Origin of the sequence: Paenibacillus sp. 598K (assembly GCF_003851045.1) — a bacterium.
Lineage (GTDB): Bacteria > Bacillota > Bacilli > Paenibacillales > Paenibacillaceae > Paenibacillus_D.
Window position 1 is genome coordinate 1 of record NZ_BFBX01000083.1, and the last position, 17,337, is coordinate 17,337.

The 17,337-nt window shown below is 57.4% G+C and carries 11 protein-coding genes; all 11 read left to right on the forward strand.

The genetic code is table 11. The annotated features are described in order from the left end of the window. Positions 1–156: 156 nt before the first annotated feature. The 11 genes from PA598K_RS22275 (at position 157) to PA598K_RS22325 (ending at position 17,333) form a co-directional block, all read left to right on the forward strand. The gene (locus PA598K_RS22275) at positions 157–2,418 is read left to right on the forward strand and encodes an AraC family transcriptional regulator (RefSeq protein WP_185602167.1); all 2,262 of its coding nucleotides are present in this window, start codon (positions 157–159) and stop codon (positions 2,416–2,418) included. 195 nt (positions 2,419–2,613) lie between these two features. Then, positions 2,614–3,570 (forward strand): ABC transporter permease, encoded by a 957-nt coding sequence (locus PA598K_RS22280; protein ID WP_128659078.1) that lies wholly within the window; start codon positions 2,614–2,616, stop codon positions 3,568–3,570. A 46-nt stretch (positions 3,571–3,616) separates the two neighbouring features. Continuing rightward, positions 3,617–5,176 carry an extracellular solute-binding protein gene (locus PA598K_RS22285; protein WP_185602168.1) on the forward strand — a complete coding sequence of 520 codons (1,560 nt, stop codon included), beginning with the start codon at positions 3,617–3,619 and terminating at the stop codon, positions 5,174–5,176. 76 nt (positions 5,177–5,252) lie between these two features. Next, the gene (locus PA598K_RS22290; RefSeq protein WP_128659198.1) at positions 5,253–6,128 is read left to right on the forward strand and encodes a carbohydrate ABC transporter permease; all 876 of its coding nucleotides are present in this window, start codon (positions 5,253–5,255) and stop codon (positions 6,126–6,128) included. 52 nt (positions 6,129–6,180) lie between these two features. Further along, positions 6,181–8,634: a fibronectin type III domain-containing protein gene (locus tag PA598K_RS22295; protein ID WP_260405556.1), complete on the forward strand. Its 2,454-nt coding sequence runs from the start codon at positions 6,181–6,183 to the stop codon at positions 8,632–8,634. 70 nt (positions 8,635–8,704) lie between these two features. Beyond that, complete coding sequence (locus PA598K_RS22300) at positions 8,705–10,564, forward strand: cache domain-containing sensor histidine kinase (RefSeq protein ID WP_128659081.1); 1,860 nt, start codon at positions 8,705–8,707, stop codon at positions 10,562–10,564. 12 nt (positions 10,565–10,576) lie between these two features. Further along, on the forward strand, positions 10,577–12,187 hold the full coding sequence (locus PA598K_RS22305) for a response regulator (RefSeq protein ID WP_128659082.1): 1,611 nt from the start codon (positions 10,577–10,579) through the stop codon (positions 12,185–12,187). 108 nt (positions 12,188–12,295) lie between these two features. Beyond that, on the forward strand, positions 12,296–13,618 hold the full coding sequence (locus PA598K_RS22310; RefSeq protein ID WP_185602169.1) for an ABC transporter substrate-binding protein: 1,323 nt from the start codon (positions 12,296–12,298) through the stop codon (positions 13,616–13,618). 74 nt (positions 13,619–13,692) lie between these two features. Continuing rightward, positions 13,693–14,571: a carbohydrate ABC transporter permease gene (locus PA598K_RS22315; protein WP_128659084.1), complete on the forward strand. Its 879-nt coding sequence runs from the start codon at positions 13,693–13,695 to the stop codon at positions 14,569–14,571. Then, on the forward strand, positions 14,568–15,404 hold the full coding sequence (locus tag PA598K_RS22320) for a carbohydrate ABC transporter permease (protein WP_128659085.1): 837 nt from the start codon (positions 14,568–14,570) through the stop codon (positions 15,402–15,404). Before PA598K_RS22315 ends, PA598K_RS22320 begins: the two co-directional genes overlap by 4 nt. Before the next feature lie 15 nt (positions 15,405–15,419). Further along, a complete protein-coding gene (locus tag PA598K_RS22325) occupies positions 15,420–17,333 on the forward strand; it encodes an alpha-L-rhamnosidase-related protein (RefSeq protein ID WP_128659086.1) in 1,914 nt (637 codons plus the stop codon). Positions 17,334–17,337 lie beyond the last annotated feature (4 nt).

The following is a 17,337-nucleotide window of genomic DNA, read 5'->3' on the forward strand; positions in this document are numbered from 1 at the left end:
CGCATAGGCCTACTCGATGACGAGCCTGCTTAGCAGCCGCAGATCCCCCAAGAGAAGAAAATTTTAGGTAATATTGATGTGCATTGCTGGAAGATCGTGATATGATAGCGTATGCATTCATTGGGGGAAAGTCATAAAGAATGGAGGGTGGACGCGATGCTGAGACGGAAAATACTGGTCTACCTGATGTTGTTATCAAGCGTGCCCGTAGCTGTAATCGGTTTCATCTCGGCCCTCTACAGCTCTGCGGCGGTGACGCGGCAAGCCTCGGTGTTTAATACGACGGCGCTTCGTCACGTAGAGAAAGAAATGAATACGGTGTTCAAGCAAATCGATCAATTGATGCTTCAGTATTCGTATGAAAACACGTCGTTGAACCGGTTTGCCCAAGAGGACTTCACTCCGACCAACTATATGCTGGTAGAAGAACTGCACACGGTGCTGCGCAACCTGCATAGCGGCCTGGACGATGTACATGAGATCGCCTTTTACAATATGCCCTATGGCAAAATCATGACGTCCAGCGGCTACGTGCTCACTGAAGCGATGTTCGATGATCCGGCCATCCTGGAGCAAGCCAGGCACAAGAACAGACAAAGCGCCTGGATCGACACGCGTCAGACGATCAACGACAGATTGCCCGCCGATCTGATCACCTATACGCGCCCCGTCATCAACGGAGCCTCGACGCCTGACGGGATGCTCATCTTGTATGTCGATGCCAGGGGGTTAAGCCGCAAGCTGCTCCATCCAGGCACGACCGACAGCTCTTACATGGTGCTGGACGCCGCCGGTCAGGTGCTCCTGCACACGGAGCCGGAACGTATCGGCACGCATCAGACAGACCCTGGCCTGCTGGCTCATCTGCTGCCTGATGCCGGCCGGAGCGAGCGACAGGTGGAGATCCGTCTTGACGGCGTACCGACACTCCTGAATATAAACTACGTCAGCTTGCATGACTGGTTCTACGTCTCCGCCGTGGCGATGAGCGACCTTACACGCGAAGCCGTACAGTTGCGCAACATTTTGCTGCTGATCAGCGTCGCGCTGGTCGGGGCGGCGATGCTCTTGTCTCTGCAGGCCGGGGCCCGGCTCTATCGGCCCGTCCAGCGGCTCATGCGACGGGTCTTGCCGTCCAAGGCTTCGGATGCGGGTGACGAGGTTCAGTCGATCATTGCTTATATCGATGACGTAGAGAGCTCCAATCTCGAGCTGCAGGAGCGGATCGAGCGCTATTCCCGGGATGTCAAAAATCATATGCTGCTGCAGCTGCTGCTCGGCAATGTCAAGGATATGGGTCCTTTCGCGGATATCGGTCTGAATGAACCGCATCTTGCCTTATATCTGGTCCAGTTAGACCAGTTGGAGCTGGAACGCCGCTTCTCTCGCCAGGATCAGTTCCTGTACTACTTTGCCGTTCAGAACATCGCATCGGAGCTGCTGCCCTCCCATGGCCATCTGATGATGCTGATGATTGAGCCGGGACTGTTCGCCATCATCGAGGAGTCGGGCGCGAGCCTGGATGCGCAAGAGCTAAGGCGCTGCGCCGAGCAACTGCTAGATGCGATTCGCCAGTACCTGAAGCTGTCCTGCATCATCTCGGTGAACCATTCATCAAGCGGAGCAGCCGGGCTGTCCGAGCTGTACGCCGGGGGACGTCGGGCGCTACGGTATCGATTCATCATCGGCGACAATACGGTGGTGATGAGCAGCGAGCTGGATGCAGCGATGACCTTCGAAGCCGCCGCACTGGAGCAACTGGAACAGCAATTGATCGAGGCGGCGCAAGCCGAGGAGTGGGAGCGCGGCGAGCAGTATGTCGGGTCCATCGTCGAGCTGTTGAGCGAGGAGTATTCGCTGTCTCGGGAAGGGCTGTTTGCCTATTTCTCCTATCTGCTCAGCAGTCTTTTGGGCGTCCTGCGGATGCAGGACGAGGCGATTATGGACAACCTGACCGCTCGCGAGCTGGTGTTTGATCTCTCCGAGGTGCGCACCTTGGCGGAGATGGAGGATTATTTTGCCCGCCGCCTATTCGCGATGCTCCGCAGCCGTCGCCGTACCCGGAGCGCAGGGAGCGAGGAGGAGACGATCCGGCGCGTCGTGGCGGATATCCATGATCGATACGACGAGGACCTCTCGCTCCAATCCTGTGCGGAGGCGGTCGGTTTGAATACCTTCCAGCTTAGCCGAATGTTCAAGAAGGTGATGGATATGAATTTCGTCGATTATGTTATCCACTACCGGATGGGCGTGGCCAAGCAGATGCTGGGCGATCCTCAGTACAAGATGCAGGATATCTCGGACAAGCTGCGATACGGCTCCGTGAAGAGCTTTATTCGCGTATTCAAAAAAGTGACGGGGACGACGCCGGGCCATTATCGCAAGGAAGCAAGCGGACTTGCAGATCACGAAGGCTAAACGGGGAATGGAGGGGGCCGAATCAACGGTTCCCTTCTTTTGCTGCCACCACATCTTTTGCGCAAGTTGTGGGAATCGGGCGGGGAAACCGCGTCGTTACGCGGTTTTTGCCAGCATTCGCTTCAAAAAATGTGGATTGAGCGCGTTTGGATTTCCCTTTACGATAAGGGCCAGAAGGGAGGGAAACCAACAGATATGGCATCTACGATCGCATCGCAGGCCGAGAAGACCAAGCCGATCCGCCAGGGCAAGAAGGGAGTGAAGCACCGACTTCGGCAAGAAAAATATTTATGGCTGATGGCCTTGCCGGGCATTCTCTTCTTCTTGATCTACAAATATGTCCCGATGCTCGGAATCGTCATCGCGTTCCAAAAGTATAGCCCGAGCAAGGGCATCCTTGGAAGCGAATGGGTGGGGCTCGCTAATTTTGTCCGCATCCTGGACAATCCGGATATTGCCCAGTTTTTGTGGAACACGATCATTATCAGCTTCTATCAGATTGCTTTTGCATTCTCTTTTCCGATCGTGCTGGCGTTAATGTTGAATGAGATTCGCGTCCATGCGATCAAGCGCTTCATTCAGACGGCGCTTTATTTGCCGCACTTTCTGTCCTGGGTAGTGGTCGCAGGGATCTTCTATCTCCTGTTCCGCAGCGATGGCAGCGTCAATGTATTGCTGGCCTCCTGGGGACTAGGGCCGATCGATATCCTGGCTAACCCGGACAACTTCCGAGGGATGATCGTCCTGCAAGTCATCTGGAAGGAAGCGGGCTGGGGAACGATAATCTATCTGGCTGCGTTGACCGGCATATCGCCGGACTTGTACGAGGCGGCGAAGATCGACGGGGCCGGAAGGCTCAGGCAGATCTGGCATATTACATTGCCGGGGATGAAATCGATCATCCTGATGCTATTCATCCTGCGACTGGGCAGCGTGCTCGACGTCGGCTTCGAGCAGATCTATCTGATGCTTAATCCATCCGTCTCGCGAGTAGGCGAGGTGCTGGAAACCTATGTCTACCGGGCAGGAGTTGTCAACGGCAACTTCAGCTTTACGACAGCCGTAGGCTTGCTCAAGGGGCTCGTCGGTCTGGTGCTGGTCATGGGAGCCAATACGCTCGTACGACGATGGGGAGAGAAGGGCATCTACTAGCAGCGGTACTATGAGATCCTAAATGCGAACAGAAAGAGGATGGACGATGATCATAAAAAAAGCAGGGACGGCAGCATTGGCGACCCTCGTCATGGGATTGGCGCTATCGGCTTGCGCCAGCGGAGAAAATAACGCGACCCCGAACCAGGATAGCGGCAGCGCGACGTCCGAGCAAAACAAAAAATATACCATTCGTGCGATGAACATCTTGTACGGCCCGGCTCCGCCAGAGGATGGCTCCGGTAAAAAAGCGATTGAGGAACGTTACAACATCGAGTTCGAGTACATCCCGGTGACGTCCAGCGAATACACCAACAAAATTGGCGTGACGCTGGCCTCGGGCGATATTCCCGACCTCGTGTTGTTCCCCAATCTGGATCAAAAATATTTCAGCGCCGTGGAAAGCGGCCAGTTCGTGCCGATCGAGGCCTATCTGAACGACGCGGAGGCTTACCCGAACCTGGCCAACATTCCCGCCGAGCTGAAGAAAATCCTGACGTACAACGATCATATCTACGGCGTGCCCCGCTTGCGCGGTGTTGCGCTGCATACGGTCGTGCTGCGCAAGGATTGGCTCGATCGACTAGGTATCGAAGCGCCGAAGACGCTGGATGAGTATTATGAGGTGCTGCGGGCGTTTAAGGACAAGGACCCGGATGGCAATGGCAAGCCCGACACCTTTGGTCCGGCCGTCGGGACGAGCGATAACGGCATCACGTTCATGAATGCCGTCACCTCGATGTTCAAGGGCGGGCCCTGGAACATGGGACAGTGGGTGGACGACGGGCAGGGAGGCATCGTGCCCACCGAGTTTTCGCCGACGGCGAAGCAGGCATATGCGTTTTTGGCGAAGTTGTATCGCGAGGGCATCATCGCCCCGGATTTCTCGATCAAAAAGGATCAGCAGGTCGAGGACGACTTCCTGCTCGGCAAAGCGGGTCATCATGCGGCGGCAGGCTACACGTATTATAGCGCCTCCAGATTCGAAAAGGCTGTCGCTGCCAATCCCCAGTTTGAACTGCTCCCGATCGAACCGCTCGTCATGCCCGACGGCAGTCAAGGGTATATGAAGTCGCCCGGCTTCTTCGGCGTATTCGCGATTTCCGCCGAGGCGGCAAAGGACGAAGGCAAGCTGAAGCGGATGTTGAGCATGCTCGACGATCAGATCAGCGAAGAGGGCGGATTGTTTTTTAAATACGGCGTGGAGGGAGAGCATCATACGACGGAGAATGGCGAGAAGATCCTCACCGAGCTCGGATCGCGAGAGGGGCCGGGCCAGTACATGCTGACCAATCCACCGCAAGAGGGCGACTGGATCCTGACAGCCAAGGACACGCCCGAGATCGTCAAGCTGAAGCAAGCCTCCTATGCGGCGGCGCTGCTCGGCGAGCCGTATCTGAATGAGGCGGAAGGGCTGTTCTCGCCGACCAATGCCGAGCTGGGCGCAGAGCTGAACAAAATCGTCGCCGACGGGACCGTCAGCATCGTCATGGGTCAACAGCCAGTCGACTATCTCGATGAGATCTTCGAGCAATGGAAGCGTCGCGGCGGGGATAAAATACTGCAGGAAATGAACGAAGCCTGGAAGGCAAGAAACGGCGGGTAGGCCGTATATTGCCGCAACAAGAGTCCAGAGCAGGCCGGGCTCGGCCTTGCCCGCTCTGGTCTGGATCGGAGGAATGATGGGGTTGCGACAGAAGCGATCTGACTTTTGGCTGGATGCCTTGATTTATTTGGCGATCGGAGCGTTCACGCTCATCACCTTGCTGCCGTTCGTAAATGTACTTGCGGTCTCGGTCGCCTCCACAGCGGAGGTAGTGTCCGGCAAGCTGATTCTTTGGCCGGAGAGCTTCGATTTTTCTTCGTACCGTTATATTTTCAACACCGGTATTTTTTTCAGCTCGTTGAAGAACACGGTCTGGATTACCGGCGTCGGCACGGCAGTCAACATGGCGGTCACGGCGCTGCTGGCCTATGTTTGCTCCCGGGGACATTTTAGCGGACGGCGGCCGCTGCTGTTCATGATCGTCTTTACGATGCTGTTCGCCGGCGGGATGATCCCGACCTTCCTGGTCGTCAAAGCGACGGGTCTGATGAACAGCTTATGGGCGCTGGTCATCCCGACGGCAGCGTCGGCTTTCAACATCCTGGTCATGCGGGAGTTTTTCGAATCGATCCATGACAGCATTATCGAATCGGCGAAGATCGACGGCTGCAACGACCTGGGCATCTTTTTCCGGATCGTGCTGCCATTGTCCAAGCCAGCGCTGGCGACGTTTACGCTGTTCTATGCCGTCGGCAACTGGAACCAATATTTTTCGGCCATCTTGTATCTGAACAATTCTGCGCTGTGGCCGCTGCAGATCCTGCTCCGTCAAGTCGTGCTGGTCGGTCAAGCGGACATCTACTCGGCGATGGAATACGGGGAAGCGCTGCCCCAGCCGCTGACGATTCAGATGGCGACGGTCGTGCTGGCCTCCTTGCCGATCGTCATCGTATATCCTTTTTTGCAGCGGTATTTTGTACAAGGACTCACATTGGGCGCGGTCAAAGGGTGATCTCTCTGACAGAATCGATCTTAATATAAGGAGCTGAGCGCATTTGAAAAGCATGATCAAAGGACTTGCTCTGGCCGCAGCGCTGGTCTTGTTGCCGACCGGCTGGCAGCCGCTGCTGGAGGCTTCGGGCAGTACTGCTCCGGCGTATCGCTGGGACAACGTAGCCATCGGCGGCGGCGGTTATGTGACCGGGCTGGCCATACACCCGGAGACGCCGGATCTGGTCTATGCCCGGACGGATGTCGGCGGCGCGTACCGCTGGGACCCGCTGACGCAGAGCTGGATCCAACTGCTGAACAGCATCAGCTACGAGGACAAAAATCTGTACGGCATCGACGCGATCGCGGTCGATCCGAGCGACGATCAGGTCATCTATGCTGCAGCCGGTATGTATAATAATGGCGCAACGCCGTCAGATGTGTTGAAATCGACGGATCGTGGCACTACATGGAGCCGTACCAATCTGAACAAGCCGTTCGCAGCCAACGGCAACCTCGAGCGCTCCTATGGCGAGGCGATTGCCGTCCATCCGAGCGACAGCAATCAACTGCTGGTAGGCACCCGGAATGACGGCATATGGAAAAGCGTCAACGGCGCATCCCGGACGGACGGCACGGGCTCGGCGACCGATGTCAACAACTGGACGCAAGCGACGGGAATTCCGCTCGATACGGAAGGTCGAGGCGTGCGAAGCATCGTGTACAAGGATGCCGCCACCGTCTATGCCGGCGTGCCGGGGTACGGAGTCTATGAGAGTACGGACGGCGGCAGCAGCTGGACGCATATGCCTGCATCGCCCGTCCATCCGAGACGGCTCCAGCTATCCACCGACGGTAGCGTGATGTATGCGACGCATTCGGCCGGTGTCGCTAAATATAAAGCGGGCGTATGGTCGAATATTACGCCGCCGACGTCGCAGCACTTGAATACGAGCAGTGCCTCGACCAATTATAACGGCCTGACCGTGGACCCGGCCGACGCCGATCATCTGATCGCCGCCCGGCGGGCCGGCAGCGTGCCGGAGGATATGTTCCGCTCCACCGACGGCGGCGCGACCTGGAGCAATATGAACCGCTCCTTCCAGGTGAATCACAGCTCGCCTTGGTGGAACCCCGGTTATCTGGCGGGCGCGTTGTCCTCGATCCTGTTCGACCCGCATGTGCCCGGACGGGTCTGGATGTCGGACTGGCTCGGCATCTATCGTACGGAGGATGTGGCGCAGAGCAAGGTCATATGGACGACGTACACGAAAGGCCATGAGGAGATGGTCGGCTTCGATCTGATCTCGCCGCCGACAGGGGCTCCCCTTTTAGCCGCCTATGCCGACAACGACGGGATGCGGCACGACGACCTGACGCAATTTCCATTGAAGAAATTCGGCCATCCTGCGCTAAGCGAGACGACCGCCCTGGATTATGTGGAGGCTGATCCCAACGAAATGGTTCGTGTCGGCGGCTACAGTCATGGTGCGCGGGGAGGCGGGGCGTCTTCCTCAGATGGCGGTCTGACCTGGACTGAATTCGGCGACTTCCCCAAGGATGCTGTCGGCGTCAAGCTCCCGCATGGCAATGTCGCTGTATCCGCGACCAATCCTGAGCTGATCGTAACGCTGCCGATCAACTCGCCTCCGATGCGCTCGGACGATGGCGGACAGACATGGGCCGCAGGCGTCGGGACGCCGGATAAGATCAAGCTGTCCTTCTGGAACTGGTCGCAGGTGATCGCCGCCGACAAGATCGAAGGCGAGGTGTTCTACCTGTATCATGCCGGGAAGTTCTACCGAAGCGATGACGGCGGCATCGAGTGGGCGGTCACCCACGCGAATCTCCCGACGACCGGTGCGGGTTATGTGAAGGCAGCGCCGGGTCAGGCGGGAGAAGTCTGGGTAAGTCTGAGTACGCATGGCTTGTATCGGACGACTGATCGCGGAGCGACGTTCAGCAAGCTTGCGAATGTCCAGGAGGCGTTGCTATTCGGATTTGGCAAAGCGGCTCCCGGCACGAATACCTCTGCTGTGTACCTGTATGGCAAGGCGAACGGCGCCACGCGAATGGGCATCTACCGCTCCGACGATAGCGGGGCGACCTGGACAAGAATCAACGACGATCAGCATCTGATCGGCGGCAATCCGCGAGATATGGAGGGAGATCGGCAAGTGTACGGCAGAGTCTATGTCGCGACCGACGGAACCGGCGTCTGGTATGGCGAACCTGCCGCCGCCGCAGCGCCCGATACGGTTGCGCCAGTGTCGCCAACAGCGCTCTCGGCGACGCCGAACCTGGACGGCACCGTAACGTTGTCCTGGTCGCCGCCTGCCGATCCCGACATTTTGCACTATGTGATCTACGATGGGAACGAGCGACTGAGACTGGCTTCCGGGGATGCCGCCTCGGCGACGATAGCCGATATTCAGCCCGGACGAACCTATCATTTCAGCATCGTTGCCAGAGATACGTCATGGCAGGCTTCGGCTGCCAGCGCGACTGTCTGTTATACGGCAAGCTAATCCTCTGTTGCACAGCTTCCCTTCCGCATATAGCGGGAGGGGGCTTTTTGGTTGCGGCGATTCTGGTATAATGGCAAAAAGAACCGCAAGGGAAGACGGTGAAAGAGAAGTGCCCCCCCAATCCTCCAGCATCAAGCGCAAGCTGTTTGCGATCTTTCTCAGCGTATCGATTGTGCCGATCTGTCTGATCACTTATCTTTCCTATGACGGCTACTCGAAGCTCATCCAGCGCCATGTGACCGCTACGGCTGCCAACCTGCTGGATCATAGCATGAGCAAGACGATTGATGCCTTAGATGAGATGGCCAATCTGACGCAAACGCTCGCGTATCAGCCTTACTCTCCCGAGAACCTGTCGGTGATCGATATATTGCGCCGACATCGCAGCTACACGGAAAATCTCAACGACTACTCGCTGCTACAGAGCCAGCGCGATCTGAAGTTTCTATTTGGCAATATACTATACTCCTACCGTTATGCCAACGGCATCTATCTGTTCACCGCGAGCGGCAACTCGTTCTACTACGCGCGAAGCGACCACGGCTTGCCGCCGGGGTACGATCCAACCGGCGCGCAGTGGTACGAGCAGACACTGCAGCACGGCAGCTATGTGAGCGGCATCGAACCGCAGCCCTTCGCGCGCTCGCAGAAGCGCTCCGTGCTGTTCTCCCGCCTGATCGTCGATCCCGACACCAAGCAGCCGCTCGGCGTCGTCGCCATCGACTGTAATCTCGGGCTGTTCGACAGTGCGAGCAGCGCGATCCTGCCGCAGCAATCGGCGATGTTCATGACGAGCCTCTCCGGGGAGCTGGAGTATGCCGGAGTCAACGGCGGAGTGGACAAGCTGGCGCCGGCGGCAGATTACCGGCAGCGATTGGCGGGGCAGGAGCAAGGGCAGTTCTGGGATGAGGACGGGCAATATGTGACCATCTACAAGACGATGCCGGACTATCCCTGGAAGCTTGTGCTGCGAGTGGCGATGGCGGAGCTGGGAAGCGAATATATGCCAACGCGCGATGCGCTGATTACGATTGCGGCGACCTGCGTCCTGATGTTTGGGGGCATCTCTTATGTGCTCTCGCGCCGCGTCACCCGGCCGATCGTCAATCTTAGCCGCATCATGAAGTCGTCCAAATCGACGGATGTCGTGCTTGAGAGCAAATTCCTCAAGGGCAATGACGAGATTGCCGCCCTGTACTATGAATATCACGCGATGATGCTCGAGAACAAAGCGGTCATCAAGGAACGGTACGAGAACCAGATCATTACGCTGGACGCCCAGATGCAGGCGCTCGAAGCGCAGATCAACTCGCACTTCCTCTACAATACGCTAGAGACGATGAACAGCATCGCCGACATGGAGGGCGTCCTGAGCATCACGGTCATGACCAAGGCACTCGGAGACATGTTCCGCTATAGCATCAAAACCGAGAGCGAGCGGGTGCGCCTGCGAGACGAAATCGCCCATGTGACCAATTACTTGACGATTCAAAAAATCCGCTTCGGTGACCGGCTCGACTATCGCATCGACATCGACGAGTTGCTGCAAGAGGAGTCGATCCTCAAGCTGATCCTGCAGCCGCTCGTGGAAAATGCCATCGTGCACGGCCTCGAAGCGAGCGAGGAGCGGGGGCTGCTCCTCGTCACGGCAAGGATGGACGATCGATCCATCGCGATTCGCATCGAGGATAACGGCTGCGGCATGGACGAGGAGGCGCTGGGCAAGCTGCGCAGGCAACTGGAGCAGTTGCCCCGCTTCACTGAGCTGGGGCGCAGGGAGATGGGGCATATCGGCATCGCCAATATTGACGCTCGCATCCGACTGTACTACGGTGCCAGCGTGACGCCGATCGGCGTCGCGATCGATAGCCAACGCGGCCAAGGGACGACGGTCATCGTCCACGTGCCTCGGATACACTCACAAGCTTAGGGGGACGACATCATGTACAGCTACATCATCATCGACGACGAGCCAGTGATCCGCAGCGGCATCCGCAGCAAGATCGACAGCTTCGCTTCATCCATTGGGCTCCTATGCGTAGGGGAGGCGGGCAACGGCAGAGAGGGGCTGCAGGTGATCGCCGAGCGCGACCCGGATATGATCCTTAGCGATATGCGCATGCCGGGTATCGACGGGCAGGAGCTGCTGGCGCGGCTGAAGAGCCATTATCCCGACAAGCCAATCATCGTCATCAGCGGCTACAAGGATTATGAATATATGCGGGGCGCTATCGAGGCTCAAGCGCTCGGCTATCTGCTGAAGCCGTTCAGCCGCGAAGAAGTGCAGGCGGTCATGGTCAAGGCGATCCAGACCATCGAGACGGCACGCAGGCGAGAGAAGCTGGTCGAGCGAATCGATGGGCTGCAAAGCGAGCAGGAGCGTATGTATGAGCAGCATGATGCGGATCGCTGTCGGATGTGGATTGAGACTGGCCCGGCTGCTGGCGAGCCGATGACGGATCTGCGATCGCGGAGCATGCGCGAGCTGTCCCAAGCGCTAGGTTACATGGTGATCGTCTGCTATAGCGCCGAGCCGTCAGACCACGAGGGGTCGGAGCACGAGGCAGGGAACGGGCGGGGGCTGTGCGAGCTTCAGGCTGCGGATGCCGGATCCAGACTTTACCGGATTCCCGGTCGATCAGCGCACTGGTCGTATATCATCGCGGCCTTCCAAGTGGCTTCGGATACGGAGCGGGCGCAGTTAGCGCTCCAGGAGAGTCTGTCCGCTCTCTCGGAGACGAGACTGCTGGCGGCGAGCAGCATGAAGAAGACGCTCGCCGAGCTCCATGAAGCATACCTCGAATGTCGGACAGCGATGGATCGATGCTCTGTGCATCGCAGTTGCGGCTATGTGAGGCTCGGCTCGGCACATCCTGAGCAGGCGGTAGGGTTGTGGGAGGGCTGGGAGCGAATCGTCTTCTTCCTGGAGCGCGGCGAGCGGGAGCAGGCGCAGCAGGCGTTCTCGCAATTGCTTCCCTCCCGGGCCATTGTCCCCGAGGCGCCGCCGCTCACCTGGAGCGAGCTGAAGACGAGAGGGCGGCAGTTCATCGCGGCGGTGCGCCTCGCAGCCAGCCGATCGACGCTGATCCTCCCTGCGGACTGGGCGCAAGAGGCCGAGACGGTATTGGAGTCCGGATATGACGTCGCCGGCTGTACAGCCTATCTATACCATCTGTTGGATACGGTCGCTGCACCTTCGTCTGGATCATCGTCCCGTTCGGCCCAGGAGCTCGTACAGCAGATTGAGGCGTATATCGAGCGTCATTACCGCGAGGAGATTACGCTGACCCGGCTGTCGCAGCGCTTTTTCGTTAATGCCAGCTACTGCAGTTTTATTTTCAAGGAGAAGACCGGTACGAATCTGACTGATTTTATATTGGCCAAGCGGATCGCCAAAGCTCGGGAGCTGTTGAGCGAGACAAGCTACTCCCTGGATAGCATCGCCAGGATGGTTGGCTACAGCAACGCCAAATATTTTATGCGTCTCTTCAAAAAAGCAACAGGCATGACGCCGCAAGCTTATCGCATTGCTCATAGCCAATCCCAAAAATAATGCACCCGAAATGCTAAAAAGCGGTACGCTATCCTGCGCTATACTTAGGTTGTGCACAGAAGGGCAAGCTTGTCGACATCAAAGAGAAGGTACAGGGAGGTCATGCAAGTGAAGCAGAAAGGCGTATTGGCTATGCTTGCGCTGCTGCTGGCAATTACATTGGCTGGCTGCAGCGGCAACAAGCCATCAGGAAAAGATGTAAGCGGAACCAAGGAGGTCGACGGTCCAAAGCCGATTACGATTACGATGCTAGGTCCAGGCAATGCGTCGACCGATCGCAAGGATTTCAATACGGAAATTTTCCCAGAGCTGGTCAAAGAGAAATTCCCGCATGTAACGGTTGTGTCGGAGCTGCTTCCCCAGGATCAGTTTATTACCACCTTGAAGGCAAGAATGTCGACCGGAGAAGGACCGGATATTTTCTTCTACTGGCCAAAGATGCAGTCGCTCGAGGTCATCAAGCCGGGTTTTGCCAAAGACCTGTCCGAACTGGCGCTGCTGGACAAATTTAACCCGAGCGTTGTCGATGCCTTTGCAGTAGGTGGAGCGAAGTATGCGATCCCGTCCGGCGTGAATATTCTAGGCGTGTATTACAACAAGGACTTGTTCCGTCAGGCTGGCATCGAGGAGACGCCTCAGGACTGGGCTGCATTCCTAGAGGCGTGTCGCAAGCTGCAGGAGGCAGGCATTCAGCCGATCGTCTCCGGCGATAAGGACGCCTACGTCATCCAGTTCGGACTGTATCAGTTGGCAGCCTCAATGGTCTATCCAACGATTCCCGATCTGGACGAGCAGATGGTAGCAGGCGAAGCCAGCTTTGCCGACTCGCCCTGGGTCGATGTGCTGACACGCTACAAGGAGTTGTACGATGCGGGTTATGTGCAGAAGAACTCGCTTGGAGCAGGCAACACACAGGCGCAGCAAATGTTCATCGATGGCAAGGCAGCGATGACGATCGACGGCAACTGGGCCAACGCCAATGTCATGCAGCAAGGCGCGGCCGACTTCGAGCGAGGCTTCTTCCCGCTGCCCGGCAATGATGCGGGTCAACCGCTGGCTCTGTCTGCCGCGCCGAGCGGGGGCACCTTCGTCAACGCCAAGACGGAGAACTACGATACCATCGTCAGTATTTTGGAGTATATGTATGAAGAAGGATCGCCGTTATTCGAGGCATGGGTGAGCTACAATGACGGCCAGATTCCAACATACAACGGTCTGGCCTTCAACGGTAGCGAGCTGTATCAGAACTTCTATTCCCTGTTCCAGACCAACCCTTCGTATGCCTTTAGCAATCAAGGATGGCCGGCAGGCGTCGTCGACGAGCTGGTCGCGAAGTACCAGGAGCTGATCACCGGGGCGGCGACCGTCGAGGACGTGCTCCAGGCAGCCGACCTCAAGATGGCGGAGCTTAGCAAAAAAGTGACGAATTAATCAGGTTTCACAGAGGAAAGGGGATGCAGGAGTCGCCCCTTTCTTTCATATCCAGCGAGAGGGAGTTAGCAAGAATGAATGCCGTTTTCAAACGATCCATCTACTGGTTTATGGTTCCGGGCTTGCTCGTCTATGTTACATTCTGGATTTTACCGATCCTTTTAACCTTTCATTACAGTCTGACTGATACGAACGGCTTTGGCAGCTTGTACAACTATGTTGGCCTCGACAACTATCGTGCGCTGCTCAAGGATGGGACGCTGGTCAATTCGGCGGGCAATACGCTCCAATACACGGTCGCCTCCATCATCCTGACGAATCTGTTAGCGCTCGGACTGGCGCTGTTGCTCAATGCCAAGCTGCGGCTAAGAGGGATATACCGCACCTTCACCTATCTGCCGACGCTGTTCAGTACGATCGTCGTCGGCTTCATCTGGGGCTTCATCTATCTGCCGGACTATGGCATGCTGGCCTTGCTGGGGCAGAGCGTAGGTTTCGCGGATCTCGAGCTTAATCTGCTCGGCGACGCCTCGACGGCGCTGTGGGCAACGGTCATCGTCGATGTCTGGAAGGGATTCGGCGGCGTTATGATTATCTATCTGGCGGGCCTTCAGTCCGTCCCGGGTGAGCTCGTCGAGTCCGCGCAGATCGATGGGGCCCGGAGCTGGCATATTCTGCGGCATATCAAGCTTCCCTTGATCGCGCCGGCAATTACGATCAATCTGTCGCTTGGTCTGGTGAACGGTCTCAAGCAATTTGACTACATCTATACGATGACGCAGGGCGGTCCGGGCAAGTCGACGCGCACGCTTATGTTCGATATGTTCAGGATGGCGTTCACCGAGAGCCAGTTTGGCAAGGCGGCAGCCTTAGGCGTTATTTCCTTTGTCTTCATTTCGATCGCTACTTTTGCACTGGTGCATTTCCTGCGCACGAAGGAGGTGAGCGCATGAAGCTGCGTCAACGTATCGGTCATGTCTGGATGAATGCGGCGATTCTCGCCACCATCGTCATCAGCTTGTTCCCGCTGCTCATCGTCCTCTCCAGCTCGCTACGGGCGCCGCGCGACTCGGCGTCGCCGCTCCAGCTCTTCGCCCGTATCGATCTGGGTAGCTACAAGGTCGCTTTCAAAAATATGGACTACCCTGTGGCGCTAGGCAATAGTATCCTGCTGACGAGCGTATCTGTCGTAGCTATTGTGCTACTAGCGGCTGCGGCTGCTTATCCGATGGCCCGCTTGAGGACCCGGACGAGCAACTTCTTCTCGATGTTTTTCTTGTCTGGCCTGGTCGTGGCGGGACAGATGGCCTTGATCCCCATCTATACGGTCATGCACTCGCTGCATGTATCGAACGGGCAGCTCGCCAGCATATTTATGTTTGTGACATGCAGTCTGCCGTTCTCGACCTTTTTGTACACTGGCTTTATCCGCAGCAGCGTGCCTTACGAGCTGGAGGAGTCGGCAGTGATGGACGGCGCCAGCCTGTGGCGCAGATTTTGGGTGATCGTGTTCCCGTTGCTGTTACCGGCGACGACGGCGGTCGTCATTACCCAAGGCGTCTGGATCTGGAACGATTTTCTGTACCCGCTCGTATTCATCTCGCAGCATGATGCCAAGCCGTTGCCGCTGGTGATGATCCGCTTCCTCGGCGATCGGGAAAATCCGACCCAGTGGAACCAATTGTTCGCTGCGTGCGTGCTGACGACCTTGCCGCTGATGTTGGCGTTCTCGGTCATGCAAAAGTATTTTATCGGCGGCCTGACCGTCGGAGCAGTCAAAGGATAAGGAGCGAGGAGAGACGTGGCTTATTTAACCCCAACAATCATCCATATCGATGAAGGCGATGGACAGGTGCGGGGCGCTGTCTATATGACGGAGGCCTCTGATACGGGGGCTTATCTTGCGACGGATGGAGGACAAGCGCCCTCTGTATTGCTCGACTTCGGCATCAAGACAACGGGCTATCTCTATCTGGAGATGGGCCATCATACCGCTGACGAGTTGGTCATCCGTTACGGTCCGCTCCAGGAGGCGCTGATCAAAACGATGGTCGTCCCGATGCCCAAGGATGGCGTACTCTGGGTGGACCAGGAATATATCGCGCTGCGCTACATGTCTGTGGAGCTTCGCAGCACCTCGGCGCTGCCAGCCCCATGTACTGCGGAGATTCGCCGCATCGGCGTCAAGTTCTCCGCTTATCCATGCGTCTATCGCGGAGGTTTCCGTGCGTCGGAGCCGTTCTGGGAGAAGCTGTGGCACACCGGCGCCTATACGACGCAGCTATGCCTGCAGCGCTCCCGCTTCGCCAGCACCTTCCGTAGCCAGCTTCCTGAGGAGCACCGGCTCTTCGTGGAGAACTGGCAGAGCGTGTACTCCGACTATGTGATCTTCGACGGCCCGCGCCGCGATAGAGAGGCGTGGATCGGGGATATCCGCACAGAGGCGCTTAATATTTACTACGCCTTCGGCAACGACGAGACGGTCAAGAGCAGTCTGGATCTGTTCCACCGTTTACAGGAGAGCAACGGACTGATCCCTGGCAGCGCGGCTTCGCGTCAGGCGTTCAGCGAGTACAACCTGTGGTGGATTATCTCGATCTGGGAGCATTACCTGTTTACCGCTGATGCCGCGTTCCTGAGCCGCATGTACGAGGGCTACCGTTCCCTGGTGGCCTGGCTGGAGTATCGGCTGGACGAGCGCTCCTTTCTGTACAACGATACGACCTGGATGTGGACCTTCCCGCGCGACGGCTACGGCGCTGCGACCCAGTGCATCCTCTACCATGCGCTGCAATGCGCCGCTCGGATTGAAGAGCATATGGGGGCGACAGATCGCGCCGACCGTATCCGCGGATGGGCGGATAACACACGCCGTCATCTGTTAGCGACATATTGGGACGAGGAGAGAGGCGTATTCACGGACCTCGTCAATCTGGAGGACGTCGAGGTGGTGCTTAGCGATGTGAACGGCTATGCAATCGTATTTGGAATCGCTGAGCCAGCAATGTCTGTTCGGATCCTGGAGTATTTGCAACAGCATATGTGGACGCCTTACGGTTCGGCGACGACCGATCGCAAGGTGGAGCGGGCGGTTCCGCTCCAGGGTTGCGGGCATTTCGAGAAGTACCTCCCGGGCAAGAAGCTGACTTCGGAGGAGACGCTCTCCTTCATGTGGCCGCATAATCGGCAGATCTGGCCGTTCATTAATGGCTATGAGGTCGAAGCCAGGCTGCTGCTCGATCAGACCGAGGAGGCGATTGAGCTAATCCGGCGCTGCTGGGGGACGATGCTGGCGCAGGAGCCGGGCACCTTCTGGGAGATGCTTGATGCGGAGAACGGTCAGTTCCCGCTGCGATCCTTCTTTGAGTTCGCCAAGGGCGATGCGCTGAATAGCGCTTGCCACGGTTGGTCGGGCTGGATCTCGGCGATCCTGCAAGCCTATGTGCTCGGGGTGAAGCCGCTCTCGCCCGGATTCCGGGAGACGCTGATCGCGCCTAGGCCGAGCGAGTCGCTCGGCGAGCTCGGAGGCACGATTCCTACGCCTCATGGCGAGGTGAAGGTAGCCATCACCTGGCAGGGCGAGCAAGTCTTTATTGCCGTAAGCCACCCGAGCGAAATCATCGTTGCGTATCGGCTGGACAGCTCGTTTTTTGATGGCAAGACCATCTATGTGAACGGGGCGTTGTGGGAGCATGAGTCTTCCGTCGCTACCTGACAAG

Excerpts from the sequence above, each read along its gene's own strand:
- PA598K_RS22275 (WP_185602167.1), top strand. The coding sequence starts at position 157 with ATGCTGAGACGGAAAATACTGGTCTACCTGATGTTGTTATCAAGCGTG.
- PA598K_RS22280 (WP_128659078.1), top strand. The coding sequence starts at position 2,614 with ATGGCATCTACGATCGCATCGCAGGCCGAGAAGACCAAGCCGATCCGC.
- PA598K_RS22285 (WP_185602168.1), top strand. The coding sequence starts at position 3,617 with ATGATCATAAAAAAAGCAGGGACGGCAGCATTGGCGACCCTCGTCATG.
- PA598K_RS22290 (WP_128659198.1), top strand. The coding sequence starts at position 5,253 with ATGGGGTTGCGACAGAAGCGATCTGACTTTTGGCTGGATGCCTTGATT.
- PA598K_RS22295 (WP_260405556.1), top strand. The coding sequence starts at position 6,181 with ATGATCAAAGGACTTGCTCTGGCCGCAGCGCTGGTCTTGTTGCCGACC.
- PA598K_RS22300 (WP_128659081.1), top strand. The coding sequence starts at position 8,705 with ATGGCAAAAAGAACCGCAAGGGAAGACGGTGAAAGAGAAGTGCCCCCC.
- PA598K_RS22305 (WP_128659082.1), top strand. The coding sequence starts at position 10,577 with ATGTACAGCTACATCATCATCGACGACGAGCCAGTGATCCGCAGCGGC.
- PA598K_RS22315 (WP_128659084.1), top strand. The coding sequence starts at position 13,693 with ATGAATGCCGTTTTCAAACGATCCATCTACTGGTTTATGGTTCCGGGC.
- PA598K_RS22320 (WP_128659085.1), top strand. The coding sequence starts at position 14,568 with ATGAAGCTGCGTCAACGTATCGGTCATGTCTGGATGAATGCGGCGATT.